The following is a 14,060-nucleotide window of genomic DNA, read 5'->3' as shown; positions in this document are numbered from 1 at the left end:
GATCGACCTGGAGGTCACGTCATGAATCAGCCACCGAATCTTCGCGCTCTCGTTCCCGAATCGCTGAAAAACTCACTGAGCCGCCGAACGTTCCTGGGCGGCACCGCTGCACTCGGGGCCGCCGCCGTCCTCGCCGCCTGTTCCAAGTCGTCGGGGGGTGGCGGCTCGTCCTCCGACGGCCTGAACATCTACACCTGGGGCGAGTACGACGACCCCGCCGTGCTGACGGACTTCACCTCGGCCAAAGGCCCCAAGATCACCCTCGACTCCTATGGCTCGAACCCGGAGATGATCGCCAAACTCAGTGCGGCGAAAGGCACCACGGGCTACGACATCTGTGTGCCCACCCACTCGTCCATTCAGCAGATGGCCACCGGCGGGCTGCTCACCGAACTCGATCACGCCAAGCTGCCGAACATGAAGAACCTCAACGCCAAAGTGGTCAACACCCCCTTCGATCCCGGCAACAAGTACAGCGTGTGTAAGGACTGGGGCTCCACCGGCTACGTCTACGACACCACCGTCATCAAGCGCGACCTGACCTCGTGGGCTGATTTTCTCGACGCCGCGCAAAAGGAGGCGTCCGGAAGTTTCTCGCTCCTTGAAGATCAGGGCGAGGTGGCATTCACCTACTTCTGGGCCAACGGGATCGACGAAAACACCACCGACCCCGCCCACATCGCGGCCTATCGCTCCTTCATCCTCGACAAGATCGCGCCGCACGTGCAGGCTTTCGAGTCGTCGACCAATACGTCCATCTCCTCCTCGGCCCGCACCCTGATTCACTGCTGGAACGGGGATGCCCGGCTGGGCATCCTGGCCAATCCCGAGCCCGACAAGTACAAGTGGGTCTGGCCCTCGGAGGGTGCGAACCTCTGGCAGGACAACTGGGCCATCGTCAAGGGTGCACCCCACGAGGACGCCGCCTACGAGTTCATCAACTATGTGCTCGACCCAACGGTCTCCCTCAAGGAGCTGACCTACATCGGCTACAACACCGGGATCGAAGGCATCGAGGCGGCAGCCAAAAAGGCCGACATCAAGCGTCCCGATCTGGTCTTCATCAGCGACGACATCATGAAAAAGTTGGTCTACAGCCAGATGACGTCGGCCGACGGCACGATCATCGGCATTTACGACGAGCTCAAGGCGGCGGCGGGCAAGTGACCGCCCTGAGAGGCGAAGAAGGGCACGTGCGGCAGGCGGACATCCCATCCCCACCGCGACGGTTGCGGCTGCCCAGCGGACTCGGCGCACTGCCGATCAGCGTGTTCATGCTGCTGTTTTTCATCCTGCCCTTCGGCCTCGTCGTCTGGTACAGCTTCGGTTACAAGCCCGGCCTGTACGTCACCCACGCCAACGACATCCTCTCGTTCGACCGATACGGCGAAGCGGCCTCGCCCGCGTTCTTCGCGATCTTCGTTCGGACACTGAAAATCGCCGTAACGGGGACGGTGCTCTGTTTGGTGATCGCGTTTCCGATGGCCTACTGGATGGCGGTCAAACTGGCCCCTAAATGGCGCGGTGTCGTACTGGCGCTGGTTCTCATCCCGTACTGGACCAACTTCCTGGTTCGCACCATTGGTTGGCAAATCTCGCTGACACCACAGGGTTTCGTGTCGAAGATACTGCAGTGGGCCAACCTCACCGATGGGCCACTGCACGTGCTTTACACCTCGGCGGCGGTTCAACTCGGCGTGGTCTACAACTACCTGCCGCTGATGATTCTTCCCCTGTATGTAGCACTGGAGCGACTCGACCCCAAGCTACTTGAGGCCAGCCGCGACCTCGGCGGAACCGCGTGGAACACGCTGTGTCACATCACCGTTCCCCTGGCTGCGCCAGGGGTGACGGCCGGGATGCTGCTCGTCTTCGTCCCATTGATGGGCGACTACATCACCCCGGCCGTTCTCGGCGGGGCCAGCGGCAGCATGGTCGGTCAGATGGTGGCCGCCCAGTTCCAGAGCGCACAGAACTGGGCGCTCGGCGCCGCCATGGCAGTGCTGCTCATGATGGCCATTTTCGGCACCACCGCCGTGGTTGGGGGTCTTCTCAACGTGATCGGTCGTATCACCACCGCCGTGACATCTCTCAAACTGCCGGCAAAGGAGTCCGCATGAGCGGCAAGAGCGGCAAGCGCAGGTTCCGCCCCGCCGATGCGTTCCTGAATGTCTGGGGAATGCTCGGGCTGCTGTTCCTCTTCTTCCCGATCTTCGTCATCGTGGTGTTCTCGTTCAACAACGGCCGCACCCTGCAGACGTTCGAAGGGTTCGGCATCGAACCGTACCTATCGGCCCTGAGCAACCCTGCGATCACCAACTCGATCACCGTTTCGCTGATCACCGCCACCGGCACCGCTATCGTCGCGACCCTGCTCGGCACCTTCGCCGGAATCGCGTTGACCCGTCGACCCGGCTGGTGGGCACCCGGGCTCCTGGTTCTGCTGGGCCTGGTGATGGTGACACCGGAAATCGTCTCGGCGATCTCGCTGCTCCCCTGGTTCGTCACCCTCGGCGTCGACTGGGGATTCACCGGGTTCAACATCGGTCAGGTGCGCCTGATCATCGCCAACTCGCTATTCGCAAGCGCCGTGGTCACTTTCATCGTGCGTGCAAGGATGACCGGGATGAATGAATTCCTTGAAGAGGCGGCCGCAGATCTGTACGCCTCGCCGTTGCGGCGATTCACCGACATCACGCTGCCCCTCATCCGGCCCGCCGTGATCTCGGGTGCGCTGCTCGCTTTCACCCTCAGCCTTGACAACACGGTCGTCTCGTCGTTCGTCTCGGTGGCCGGCTCGACGCCGTGGCCGGTCTACATCTTCGCGTCACTGAAGGCATCGCTGCGGCCGGAGATCGCAGCGATGTCCACGCTGATGCTGGTCCTCACCCTGATCGTGCTGGGCATCGCCGCCTTGATCCTGCGCAGGGATCCGACGGGTTCGGGCAGCGGGGCCGCCGGCCTCACCGGAGCTATGGTGGGACGATGAGCGCGGCATTGAGCAACGGCGATGTGTCGTTCTGGTGGAAGAGCATTGGACGGGAATCGACACGGCCGGCACTGACGGGTTCCACCCGGGCCGATGTCTGCATCATCGGTGCCGGCTACACCGGCCTATGGACCGCCTACTACCTCAAGAAGGCAGCACCGCAATTGCGGGTTGTCATGCTGGAGCAGCGCTTTGCCGGTTTCGGAGCGTCGGGCCGCAACGGTGGCTGGCTCACCAATGACATCACCGGCGGTCGCAGCTCCTACCTGAAGTCACACGGTCGGGAAGCCGTTGGGCGCTTCCAGACCGCGATGAACGAGACCGTCGACGAAGTCATCCGGGTCACCCGCGCTGAGAGCATCGACTGCGACGTGGTCAAGGGCGGCGAGTTCACCGTTGCCACCAACGCCGCACAGCAAGCGCGCCTGCTCGACGCCGTCGCCGAGGCCCGCACATGGTCGATGACCGATGTCGAACTCCTGAGCTCTGCCGAGGCTAAGGCCCGCATCAATGTGCACGGTACGACCGGCGCGATGTGGCATCCGCACTGTGCCAGGCTGCACCCGGCGAAACTCGCTGCCGGGCTGGCTCGGGTTGTCGATGCGCTGGGAGTCGAGATCTATGAAGGGACAAGAGTTTCCGAGATTCGCCCGCATGAGGCCGTGACACCGTTCGGTACAGTCACGGCCGACACCATCGTGCGAGCAACGGAGGGTTTCACCGCGCAGATCGACGGCCTTCGACGCACCTGGCTGCCGATGAACTCATCGCTCATCGTGACCGAACCCCTGCCAGCACAGACCTGGGCGGAGATCGGCTGGGATGGCTACGAGACGCTCGGCGACCTGGCTCACGCCTATATGTATGCCCAACGCACAGCTGATGACCGCATCGCCATCGGCGGCAGAGGTGTTCCATATCGCTATGGCTCGGGCACCGACGTGGACGGCGCGACCGACCCGAAGACCGTCGGGCTCCTGCGGGAAATCTTGAGCCGCTTTTTTCCCTCGACGGCGCAGGCTTCGGTGGAACATGTCTGGTCGGGAGTGCTTGGCGTGCCGCGTGATTGGTCCGCGACGGTGGGGCTCGATCCCGCGACGGGACTGGGCTGGGCCGGCGGCTACGTGGGCACCGGCGTCACGTCGACCAATCTGGCCGGCCGCACGCTGCGCGATCTGATCCTGAAATCGCCATCGGCGTTGACCGAGTTGCCGTGGGTGAATCACCGGGTGCGCAAATGGGAGCCGGAGCCCCTGCGGTACATCGCGGTACAGGCTCTCTACGCGGCCTACTACGCCGCCGACCGCGCCGAATTGCGCGGCCGACGTGGTACCTCACCGATCGCGACCGTAGCCGACCTCGTCTCGGGCCGCGGGCACTGAAACTGTTTGGTCCCAGCGCCGCTCGCCCTATCTGGAGTCAGATCGCCAACTGCGCATCCGGTGTAGGGGCCGGGGGCAGCGGCGTCCGCAGTGGGGCTGCTGGTTTCGGAAGGGGCCGTGGCGCCACCGGCAGCGGAGCTGCTTTGTACGTCGGCATCGGCCCGCGCTTTTTGTTCCTGATCCAGTAGGCGTAGCGCTGCTTGTAATTGCTGTAGTTGGTGGCGTTGAACTGTTTGATGTAGTTGAAGCGGTTGACGTAATTGTTGTATGCAACATTGTTCTGCCTGGTGATATAGGCAACCTGGCCCTGCCAGGCCTTGTATGCGGCATCGTCGGCTCGCTGTATTGCCTCGACCTTCTGAAGGTAGACGCGCATATCCTCGTCGTAGTCGCCGATTGCCGCAGCAGCGGCGGACACGCGCAGGCCGGCAGTGGCGGGGACATCCGGGCTCCCGGACCCCTCAGAGGCCGTGCCGTCCTCGCCTCGATGGCCGTTGAGTCCGAATAGTCCACCCCTACCACCGGGTTGGCCGATCCCGGCGATCGCGGTGCCGGTGCCGAAGGCGTCGGCGTCGCCGCCGCCTCCGCCGCGCCCGCCGATGGACGCGACCACTCCGCCGCCACCGATCCCACCGTTGCCGCCTTGGGCATTGCCGTCACCGTAGGCGACCGCGTCTCCCCCTTCGCCGCCCGCGCCACCGAGGCCGATCAGCACCTGACCACCGTCGCCGCCGACACCGCCCTCGGCATCGCCATCATCGGAATAACCGTCGCCGCCAAGGCCGCCTTTGCCACCCGCCCCGAGTGCCGCGTCACCGCCGGCTCCGCCGACACCGCCGAGGGCAGCGGCTGCGCCGTACGCCGAACCGTCGCCACCCTCGCCACCGAGGCCACCGCGCCCAAAGACGCTGTTACCGCCCTGACCGCCGTCGCCGCCGAATGCGATGTCGTCGGGGTTGGAACTCTCCGCTTCGCCAACCCCGCCGTTGCCACCCGCACCGCCGCGACCAAGCATGCTGGCACCGCCATCGCCGCCGTTGCCGGCGACCGCCGTCCCGGCATCCGCGACGGCCATGCCACCGTCACCGCCGCGGCCACTCGCGCCGAGCACCCCGCCGCCGCCGGCCCCACCGTTGCCGCCGACTGCCGCTCCGTTGGCGGAATACGCTGTCCCGCCGTTGCCCCCGCGGCCCGCGGTGCCGAGAAGTCCGCTGACGCCACCGGTCCCGCCGTCACCACCGATGGCATCGCCCGTCGGGCCGTCGATATCCCAGCCGCCCTCACCGCCGTCGCCGCCATCGCCGATCAGCAGGCCGCCGCGGCCGCCGTTACCACCGCGGCCGGCTTCGGAGATCAATGTTCCGTCCTGTGCATAGACAGCATCCGCGCCGCTGCCGCCGGCACCGCCTATCCCGAACCAGCCTGCCGAGCCGCCATTGCCACCGTTGAAACCATTTCCACCATTGCCGAGGATCCCGCCATTGCCACCGTTACAGACGCCGACGCATGTGCTCGCGGTCCAGGAGTAACCGTTACCCACGATGATGCCGCCATTGGGTCGCTCGGCGGTGCCGTCGCCGAAGAAGACGCTCACGATCGAGTCGAATCCGGGCGCCGCGCCGACCGCGGCCGAGCCCGGTGCGGCTGCTGCAGAGCCAGAAGATTGTGTACCGCCGCCGGCGGTCCTGGTAGTAGCTGTCCCGCTCGCGCGCACTGTCGACTCTGGTGATCCGCCTGACGATGACACCTTGGACGAAGGTTGCGCGCCCGCGTTCGATCGCGGGGCGGCTGAATGTCCGCTTGGCTTCGACGGCCCGTTGGCCGATGAGCCACTCGAGGCCGACGAAGCTTTCGATCCGGCCGAATCAGAGGTCTCAGCGGAGGCCACAGCGGGCATTGAAGCGATGGCCGCCCCGACACCCAGGGCTACTGCGGAAGCGCCGATCCAAGCCAGCACATATGAATTACCAAGTGCTGCAAGGCCGAACTCGACCCGGCTCAACTGCAGTCCGCCGGTACCTGCTCCTCGGCGACCGTCCGACCGAGCGCGACTTCGGCACGTGTCGGCAGTTTTCGAGACGAAAGAAGACATCAACCCACTCCCCCTATTGGGACGACAAATGAACCAAACCGCTCGCGGGAGAGGACCCGTCAACCACGTAGCACGTCGCAGCATAAAGGCTTATTGACGTTTGCGTCCACAATTACTTTGAACATGACAGCCACTGCAAACTTTCATCCCCTGTCATCGCGGGGAGTTTGCTCGAAGCAGACGGCTGGGCTCCGCCGCCGTCAGACGACACGCGACAGAAACAAGTCACAGCTAGATTTTGACCAGTAGAAGCATGTCGAAAGGAGGCTGCGATCAACACGCAAGCACGCGCCACGTACCGCACCATGGCGGAGGGCACCGCGGAAGACTATGCCCTCATCATGCGCGCCGAGGACGTTAACAACGCCGGATTGGTGCCCCGAGTACTCGGCTTGGTGGAAGCACTCGCCGATGGACAGCAGGCTTTTCCGATCAGCCGGCTGGATCACTCCCTGCAGTCGGCATCCCGGGCCTACGACGACGAGCGATCGGTCGAGTACGTCGTCGCGGCACTGCTGCACGACATCGGTGATACGTACGCACCACATGCTCATGGCGCATTTGCGTCGGCGGTGATCGCACCGTATGTGTCCGAACAGATGGCCTGGATCGTCAAGGTCCACCCCGAATTCCAGCAGTACTACTACGCCCCACACATGGGTGGCGTTCGGGATGCCCGCGAAAAGTACCGCGACCACCCGTGGTTCGACGATTGTGTCGAATTCTGCGAGAAGTACGACCAGAACTGTTTCGATGATCGGTACGAGCACCGTCCTCTTGAGTTCTTCCGCCCCATGGTTGAGCACGTCTTCGCGCGCGAACCGTGGACTTATTCACACTGATCCGTCACTGGTCGACATCAACTGTCGGCGCCGCCGGGGTTCTCGATCCGTCGGCTGCCTAGAAACGCTGTTCATCAGGCAGACTCATCCGGCAAGCGCACTGCCCAGCGCGTTTTCGCTCGACCACTGATCTAGGAGTCGCCGTGAGCGCGCGCCGGATTCTCACTGCGGCTTCGATCATTACGATGAATCCTGGGCAACCACGCGCCGAAGCCATCGTGGTGGACGTCGACGCAGGCTCCATCGTCGCTGTGGGTTCGCTCGCGGAGTGCAAGGCCGAGGCGCCCGAGGCCCCCGTGGAAGATCTCGGCTCAGGCGTACTGATGCCTGGGCTCATCCAGGCGCATGACCACCCGGTCCCCGCCGCGGTTCTCTGTGAACAACCGGCGCACTGGATCGCACCCTTCGTGGGCTTCCCCACCTGGTCTGATGTCGAGGCGCTTTTTTATCGGCTCCGCAGGCAGACACCTGCCGGGCAGCCGCTGCTGTTCAACGGTCTCGACCGACTTCTCCTGTCGATCCCCATGCCGGATCGTGCGAGCCTCGACAGGTACTTCCCGGACCACCCGGTTCTCATCTTCGATATCACCGGCCACGCCCTGTACTTCAACTCTCGCGCAACGGATTTGTTCGGATGGCGTAACGGAACGCCGCCTGCGGACACGCCCGACGCGCGGTGGACTCGACGACCAGACGGCAGCGCCGGCGGTGTCGGGTTCGAGACGCAGGCGACGATGATGGCGCTCGGCGCCTTCCTGCCCGGAGTGGTCCCATCGCCTCTGCTCAATCTCGGTGCGTGGTATTCAACGTTGGCGCGCAACGGTTTTACCGCCGTGGGTGATTTGGGATTCGTCAGCAAGCTGCGGGCACCGATGGAACAGCTGGCGTCGCTGCCCGGTTGCCCGGTCCGGTACTCCCTCTACCAGACCACCTATGACCCCGAGGCGCATTCGGAGCTGGACTTCGGTGAGCTGTCCGGCATGATCCAGAGGGTCGGATACAAGATCTGGATGGATGGCAGTCCTTCCATCGGCACTGCGTCCATCAGCGTGCCCTACCTGGACTCCCCCAGAGCTCGGATCGCCGGCGTCCCGGTCGGCACTGTTCCAGGGTTGTCCGTCCTCAACTACACCGCAGACCAATTCGTTGAGCTGATAGGCCAATTCGCCGACAGCGACGTCCAGATTGCCACCCACATCAATGGCGACGCCGGTATCGACGTCGTCTTGGACGGTTACGAACGGGCCCTGACCGAACATGGGCTCGCCGGCTCCGATCACCGCTGGCGCCTCGAACACTTCGCCACCCCGACCCGCGACCAGTGCGCACGAACCGGCAGCTTGGGCATCACCGCTTCGATGTCGCCATTCCAGGCGCTGTACTGGGGCGATCTCTACGACGGGGTCATTTTCGAGCCGTCCTACGGAGCCCGCTGGCAGCCCTACCGCGACGCGTACGACGGGGGTGTTCGACCCACCTTTCACAACGACGGATATCTGTCACCTCCCTTGCCCTGGTTGAACATTCAGAACGCGGTGACCCGGCGAAGTGCCTCTGGAGCCGTGCACGCACCGGAGCAGTCGCTCACCCTCGACGAGGCTCTGAAAGCGCACACGATCAACGCGGCCTGGCAACAGAAGCGCGACCACGAGATCGGTTCGATAGAAACAGGGAAGCTCGCCGACCTCGTCCTACTGAGCAATGATCCCTACACGGTCGACCCGTCTCGCCTCCAAGACACCATGCAGTGCCAAGGCACATGGATTTCAGGTCACCGGGTTGACCTCGAGCGCTTCATCCACAGCGTGCAAGAGGTGGCTCATCGCCACGACGACGTTTTGGTCCGCGGTGCCCAACCTCATCAGTGTTGACCCCTTGCGCCCAGCTGGATGAATCCCGCCCTCGGACGGCGTTCGACGCAGAAGACAGGTCATTTCGACATTGTCTTCGGATTGCGCCCACACGAGGAGAACAACATGAGCTCGGTCAACATTGCACATCCGGCACGTCAGGGACTCGACGAGTTGGTGCCGTCACGCTACGCGGTTCAGGTCGGCGATATCGAGGTCTTGGTGATCAGCGATGGTGTCCTACCGATTACCGCCAAGACCTTGGCTACCAATGCCGATGCCGACGAGTACGGCAGCTGGCTGGACGACAGGTTCCTGCCCCGGGATGTGCTCGATTGGCCGCTGAACGTGGTCGTGGTGCGCCACGGTGACAAGACCATCCTCGTCGACGCCGGATTGGGCGTCGAGTTCCCGGATTTCCCGCGGGCCGGGCAGACCGTGCACCGACTGGAGGCCGCGGGCATCGATCCGGAAGCTGTGACCGACGTGGTGCTGACCCATTTGCATATGGATCACGTGGGCGGGCTGCTCACCGAGGGACTGAAAGACCGGCTGCGCCCTGATCTGCGGGTTCACGTGGCGGCCCGCGAGGCCGAGTTCTGGGAGGCACCGGACTTCTCCCGTACCGTCATGCCTGCCCCGGTGCCAGACGCGCTTCGGTCGATTGCCTCGCGGTTCCTCGACACCTATCGCGGCCAGATGCAGACGTTCGAAACGGAGTACGAGCTCGCCCCGGGCGTGCTCCTCTCGCGCACCGGCGGTCACACTCCCGGGCACAGCATCGTCCGCCTGGAATCGGGCGGAGAACGGCTGACGTTCGCCGGCGATGCAGTGTTCGCGCCGGGGTTCGACAACCCCGAGTGGCACAACGGTTTCGAGCATGACCCCGACGAGGCGGCCCGTGTGCGCGTTCAGCTCTTGCGTGAGCTGGCGGCCACCGGTGAATCGCTGGTGGCGACTCACCTGCCATTCCCGTCCGTCTGCCGGGTGGCCGTCGTCGGCAACGCCTTCCGCTGCGTGCCCGCCAACTGGGACTACTGAGCGTCTGTGGCCGAACAGCTATCTGAGCCCTTGCGCTCTACCTGCACGGCATCGGTCGCCGGCAGCGTACGCACCGTGCGTTATCTCACGCCTCGAAGTCTTTCAGGGCTTCGGCGAGAAAGGTGTTGAACTCCTCGGAGCTGGTGCTGAGAAGTGCCTTGACATCGCGGGTGTCGGCGTCGGCGAGGACTTCGAATGCACCGTTGGCCACCGCGTCATAGGCCTGGTCCACCACACTGGCCGCGCTGACCTTGGGCATATCCCAGCGGGCCGACATCGGCGTATCGATCATCCCGACCATCAACGCAGTAACGCTCGTCTTCTGCGGGGCCAATTCGACCCGGAGCGCGTTGGTCGCCGACCACATCGCCGCCTTCGACGCCGCGTAGGCCGTGGTCACCGGGATCCACGCCGCCAGAGACAGAACATTGAGCAGTGCACCCCCGCCGTTGGCGGCCAGCACCGGCGCGAAAGACTGCGCGACGCGGACAGTTCCGAAGTAATTGGTATCGAAGATTCGCCGTGCGACATCCTCGTCACCGTCGGCCACCGACGTGTCCTCGGCGGGCGCGATCGCCGCGTTGTTCACCACCAGGTCAACGTCTTTCGCCACCTCTGCGGCGCTGGCAGCCGCACCGACATCGGTCAGATCAAGCAACAGCGGTTCGACCCGGTCGTCATCCCAGCTTCGGGGCGAACGCGCAGCCGCGTACACCTTTCGCGCACCACGATCGAGGGCCTGTCGCACGAACTCTTCTCCAAGCCCGCCGTTTGCTCCCGTCACCAGCACTGTTCGACCATCAAGACGCTCTGCCATCATCACTCCGAGTGTTAAAGTCTGGGTAAGTGGGGCCACTCCCCACATCAGTATGTGGGGAGTCCCCCCACTTATGCAAGGAGGGGTTGCGTATGGCCGCATCGACCTCCCGGCCATTGCGCGCCGACGCCCAACGAAACCGCGATGCGATCCTGCGGGCCGCCCGCGACGTTTTCGAGGTCGAGGGCATTTTCGCTTCGATCGATGGCATCGCCACGGCCGCCGGCGTCGGCAATGCCACCCTCTACCGCAACTTCCCCACCCGAAACGACCTGTTGGCTGCCGTCATCGAGGACAGCATCGGCGACCTCCTCAACGAATCTGACGAGCTAAAGCGGGAGATGTCCGCTGATGACGCCCTCCGCGAGTGGCTCTACGGACTCGCGTGGCAGCTGCGCATCTGGAATGACCTGCCTACCTGCATCGCAACATCAATCGAGGACTCCACATCGCCGGTGCAGGACGTCTCGACGCGGCTCACGAACCGCACCCGGGATTTTCTTCACCGGGCCTGCAGCGACGGGTCGGCGGCCGACACCGTGACCGCGGATGAGTTATTCGAACTGATCACCGCAGTGTCCTGGGCCATCGATCGCTTCGGCGACGACCAGAAACGCGCCCGGCATCGGGTGGGCCTGGCTACCGCAGGAGTGTTCAAGGCGCGTTGAGGCGGCTGTAACGTGGCCCCTGTGAATAAACTGTCTGCCTCTGTCGCGCTCATCGCCTCTGCCACGACGCTGGCCGTCACGCTCACCGCGTGCGGTGCCGATGCCGACACCTCAGCGAGTTCGTCGCCGACCGCTGCGAGCAGCTTGGCTCCCCTGGCTGAACCGACCCTTGTCGCCGATGAGGCGTCATGCCCGACAGCGTTGCCGCAGCCCGGAGGCGCCCCGGAGTGGACATTGCCCGGCGCGACCGGCAGTGTCGCGGTGACCGGATCAACGGATACGCTGGCGCCCCTGGTCACGGTGACCGCACCGTTCAGCGTCGCCGAGACTCAGGTCCACACGCTGGTTGCCGGTGACGGACCGGTCGTCGCAGATACCGCCACGGTCTCCGTGTGCTACGTGGGCGTCGACGGACGTGACGGCAAGGTATTCGACAGCAGCTACGAGCGCGGCGCCCCTGAGGAGTTCCCGCTGACTGGCGTCGTGCCGGGCTTCCAGAAGGCCATCGCGGGCCAGAAAGTCGGGTCGACGGTTGCCGTTGCGATGACCTCAGCCGACGGCTATCCCCAGGGTCAGCCCGGCGCCGGCATCCTGCCGGGCGACACACTGGTCTTCGCACTCAAGATTCTCAACGCCTCGAGCTGAGCTGCCTGACCGGTCGGCACATGCTGCACCGTTGCTGATTCCGCTGAACTGCCAATACTTTTCGCCAGTCGGGATAGCATCGGCCGCGGTCAGAGTAGGCACAAGGGGGAACTCGTGGCGCAGGTGTCGGTGTGGTTGGGGGCAGGTGTACTGACCGCGGGAGTATCGGCGGCGTTGTTGGCCGGTGCCAGTGCGGCAAACGCGGACTCCGAGAGTAGTTCGACCACCGGCCCCGCCAAGACGTCAGCCGTGGCCGGCGATACCAAATCGAACGCCGGTGCGTCGAGCGACCACCGCCCTGGCGCCCAGCGCACATCACGGGCGAGCACTCACGTGACCAGTGCGAAGGCCACTGGGACCGAAAAGAAGCCGGTTGTACGGCTGAGTCCGCAAACAGCGCGTGATATCTCCACCGCTGCTCCTACTCCGGGCGAGCCGACCACCCAGTCAAGTCGGGCGGCGACCAGCCTCACCCGACAGGCAGCTGCCGCAGAGCAGACCCCGACCATCCCGATCATCGGTGACGTCCTGGGTCCCTTCCAGCCGGACTACCCACCGCTGGTCAGGGCCGTGGGTTCGGCGATCTTCAACCTGATCGGCGCGGTGGTCCAGGCCACCGACGGCCCACCGCTGGTGCCCGCGGAGCTACGCGACTCGGTACAGGTCAGCAGTTCCACTTTGGTCGTCGCTCCCGGCAACGAAGTGGCCGCCGACTGGTACTTCCCCACCGACGGCTCGCAACCGCAACGGCTGATCTACTTGCAGCACGGCATCCTCGCCAGCGGGCCGATGTACAGCTACACCGCGGCATATCTGGCCCAGCGCACCAACAGTGTGGTCGTGGTGACCACCATTACCTCAAACCCGTTCGCCGACGACGGGATGTGGCTGGGCGGCGACAATATGCACAACGCGGTCGCCCAATTGTTCCTCGACGACGACCACGCAGCGTTGAACGCCAGCCTGACGACAGCCACCCTCAAGGCCGGCGCGACCACCGTGACCGTGCCCGATGAATTCGTGCTCGTCGGACACTCACTCGGAGGCGGATTCGCCCCAGGCGTTGCCGGTCATTACGCCGAAGGTCTGGTGGCCCGCCGCGCCGATGCGCTCAACGAGAGCGACGAGGCCAACCACCTGGCCGGCGTGGTGATCCTCGATGCAGTCCCGTTCTCCCCCATCCTGCCCAACGCGCTGGACCGAATGGACGCGCTCGAGGCCAGCAACAACGGCGACCCCGCTGATTACATCCCCGTCTACGAGATCGGGGCACCGCTTAACTATTTGAACTCGTTGAGCGCTGTCAACCAGGAGCTCACCGATGCCCGCCCGGGAAAGTTCAACGGAGTCGTCGTCAACGGCGGCGTCCACATGGATTCGATGCTTGGCGGCAACCTGCTGATCCAGGCCTCGGCCTACCTCGTCGCGGGTGTCCCACAGCCGCAGAACCCGCCGGCCGTGCAACTGCTGATGGCGGGTTGGGTCAACGATATGTTCGACGGCACAATCGATCCCACCACCGGCCGCTGCCTGGGCGCCGATTGCGCCGGTCAGTATGCCGACCCGGGTGAGACCATCTACATATCCACCGATAGCGGCGAGGCGTCGGCAGTGGTGATCGATTCGGGGTCGCTACCCGGTACTGACCGCTTCCAACCGATCGATGCGGCTTCGATTGTGCTGCCCGGTATTCGGCAGACGCTGGTCCCACTGCGCATCACCGTCTGATACGCA

The 14,060-nt window shown here is 64.5% G+C and carries 12 protein-coding genes; 10 read left to right on the top strand and 2 right to left on the bottom strand.

Features of this window, described 5'->3' with window-relative positions; translation table 11 throughout:
• Positions 1-21: 21 nt before the first annotated feature.
• Genes ADBZ9O_RS19050 through ADBZ9O_RS19035 form a run of 4 tightly spaced genes read left to right on the top strand, consistent with a single transcriptional unit; the run spans position 22 to position 4,371 of the window.
• A complete protein-coding gene (locus ADBZ9O_RS19050) occupies positions 22-1,167 on the top strand; it encodes a polyamine ABC transporter substrate-binding protein (RefSeq protein ID WP_526524510.1) in 1,146 nt (381 codons plus the stop codon).
• Positions 1,164-2,120 carry an ABC transporter permease gene (locus tag ADBZ9O_RS19045; protein ID WP_526524509.1) on the top strand — a complete coding sequence of 319 codons (957 nt, stop codon included), beginning with the start codon at positions 1,164-1,166 and terminating at the stop codon, positions 2,118-2,120. The genes ADBZ9O_RS19050 and ADBZ9O_RS19045 overlap by 4 nt, the downstream gene beginning before the upstream one ends.
• A complete protein-coding gene (locus tag ADBZ9O_RS19040) occupies positions 2,117-2,989 on the top strand; it encodes an ABC transporter permease (RefSeq protein ID WP_526524508.1) in 873 nt (290 codons plus the stop codon). Before ADBZ9O_RS19045 ends, ADBZ9O_RS19040 begins: the two co-directional genes overlap by 4 nt.
• The gene (locus ADBZ9O_RS19035) at positions 2,986-4,371 is read left to right on the top strand and encodes an NAD(P)/FAD-dependent oxidoreductase (protein ID WP_526524507.1); all 1,386 of its coding nucleotides are present in this window, start codon (positions 2,986-2,988) and stop codon (positions 4,369-4,371) included. The genes ADBZ9O_RS19040 and ADBZ9O_RS19035 overlap by 4 nt, the downstream gene beginning before the upstream one ends.
• Positions 4,372-4,408: 37 nt before the next feature.
• Here the strand turns inward: ADBZ9O_RS19035 and ADBZ9O_RS19030 are convergent, their stop codons facing one another.
• Entirely contained in the window at positions 4,409-5,965 is a 1,557-nt protein-coding gene (locus tag ADBZ9O_RS19030) for a hypothetical protein (protein ID WP_526524506.1), read from the bottom strand.
• An 803-nt stretch (positions 5,966-6,768) separates the two neighbouring features.
• On the opposite strand from ADBZ9O_RS19030, the gene ADBZ9O_RS19025 reads away from it, so the two are divergent.
• The 3 genes from ADBZ9O_RS19025 (at position 6,769) to ADBZ9O_RS19015 (ending at position 10,196) form a co-directional block, all read left to right on the top strand.
• The gene (locus ADBZ9O_RS19025) at positions 6,769-7,305 is read left to right on the top strand and encodes an HD domain-containing protein (protein ID WP_526524505.1); all 537 of its coding nucleotides are present in this window, start codon (positions 6,769-6,771) and stop codon (positions 7,303-7,305) included.
• 143 nt (positions 7,306-7,448) lie between these two features.
• On the top strand, positions 7,449-9,176 hold the full coding sequence (locus ADBZ9O_RS19020; protein WP_526524504.1) for an amidohydrolase: 1,728 nt from the start codon (positions 7,449-7,451) through the stop codon (positions 9,174-9,176).
• A gap of 105 nt (positions 9,177-9,281) precedes the next feature.
• Positions 9,282-10,196 carry an MBL fold metallo-hydrolase gene (locus ADBZ9O_RS19015; RefSeq protein ID WP_526524503.1) on the top strand — a complete coding sequence of 305 codons (915 nt, stop codon included), beginning with the start codon at positions 9,282-9,284 and terminating at the stop codon, positions 10,194-10,196.
• Between the two features lie 85 nt (positions 10,197-10,281).
• Here the strand turns inward: ADBZ9O_RS19015 and ADBZ9O_RS19010 are convergent, their stop codons facing one another.
• Complete coding sequence (locus tag ADBZ9O_RS19010) at positions 10,282-11,016, bottom strand: SDR family oxidoreductase (protein ID WP_526524502.1); 735 nt, start codon at positions 11,014-11,016, stop codon at positions 10,282-10,284.
• 89 nt (positions 11,017-11,105) lie between these two features.
• On the opposite strand from ADBZ9O_RS19010, the gene ADBZ9O_RS19005 reads away from it, so the two are divergent.
• The 3 genes from ADBZ9O_RS19005 to ADBZ9O_RS18995 all read left to right on the top strand — a co-directional run bounded on the left by ADBZ9O_RS19005 (position 11,106) and on the right by ADBZ9O_RS18995 (position 14,054).
• Positions 11,106-11,681: a TetR/AcrR family transcriptional regulator gene (locus ADBZ9O_RS19005; protein ID WP_526524501.1), complete on the top strand. Its 576-nt coding sequence runs from the start codon at positions 11,106-11,108 to the stop codon at positions 11,679-11,681.
• 12 nt (positions 11,682-11,693) lie between these two features.
• Positions 11,694-12,326 carry an FKBP-type peptidyl-prolyl cis-trans isomerase gene (locus ADBZ9O_RS19000; protein WP_526524500.1) on the top strand — a complete coding sequence of 211 codons (633 nt, stop codon included), beginning with the start codon at positions 11,694-11,696 and terminating at the stop codon, positions 12,324-12,326.
• A 114-nt stretch (positions 12,327-12,440) separates the two neighbouring features.
• Positions 12,441-14,054, top strand: a complete 1,614-nt coding sequence (locus tag ADBZ9O_RS18995; protein ID WP_526524499.1) for an alpha/beta hydrolase — start codon at positions 12,441-12,443, stop codon at positions 14,052-14,054.
• The last annotated feature ends 6 nt before the right edge of the window (positions 14,055-14,060 follow it).

The sequence above is a fragment of the Mycobacterium sp. genome (assembly GCF_965229105.1).
Classification (GTDB): domain Bacteria; phylum Actinomycetota; class Actinomycetes; order Mycobacteriales; family Mycobacteriaceae; genus Mycobacterium.
The sequence above is the reverse complement of the archived record's forward strand: the minus strand, read 5'-3'. Positions and strand labels throughout refer to the sequence as shown.

Coding starts and splice junctions, on each gene's coding strand:
- ADBZ9O_RS19015 (WP_526524503.1), top strand. CDS start 9,282: ATGAGCTCGGTCAACATTGCACATCCGGCACGTCAGGGACTCGACGAG.
- ADBZ9O_RS19035 (WP_526524507.1), top strand. CDS start 2,986: ATGAGCGCGGCATTGAGCAACGGCGATGTGTCGTTCTGGTGGAAGAGC.
- ADBZ9O_RS19040 (WP_526524508.1), top strand. CDS start 2,117: ATGAGCGGCAAGAGCGGCAAGCGCAGGTTCCGCCCCGCCGATGCGTTC.
- ADBZ9O_RS19010 (WP_526524502.1), bottom strand. CDS start 11,016: ATGATGGCAGAGCGTCTTGATGGTCGAACAGTGCTGGTGACGGGAGCA.
- ADBZ9O_RS19005 (WP_526524501.1), top strand. CDS start 11,106: ATGGCCGCATCGACCTCCCGGCCATTGCGCGCCGACGCCCAACGAAAC.
- ADBZ9O_RS19025 (WP_526524505.1), top strand. CDS start 6,769: ATGGCGGAGGGCACCGCGGAAGACTATGCCCTCATCATGCGCGCCGAG.
- ADBZ9O_RS19050 (WP_526524510.1), top strand. CDS start 22: ATGAATCAGCCACCGAATCTTCGCGCTCTCGTTCCCGAATCGCTGAAA.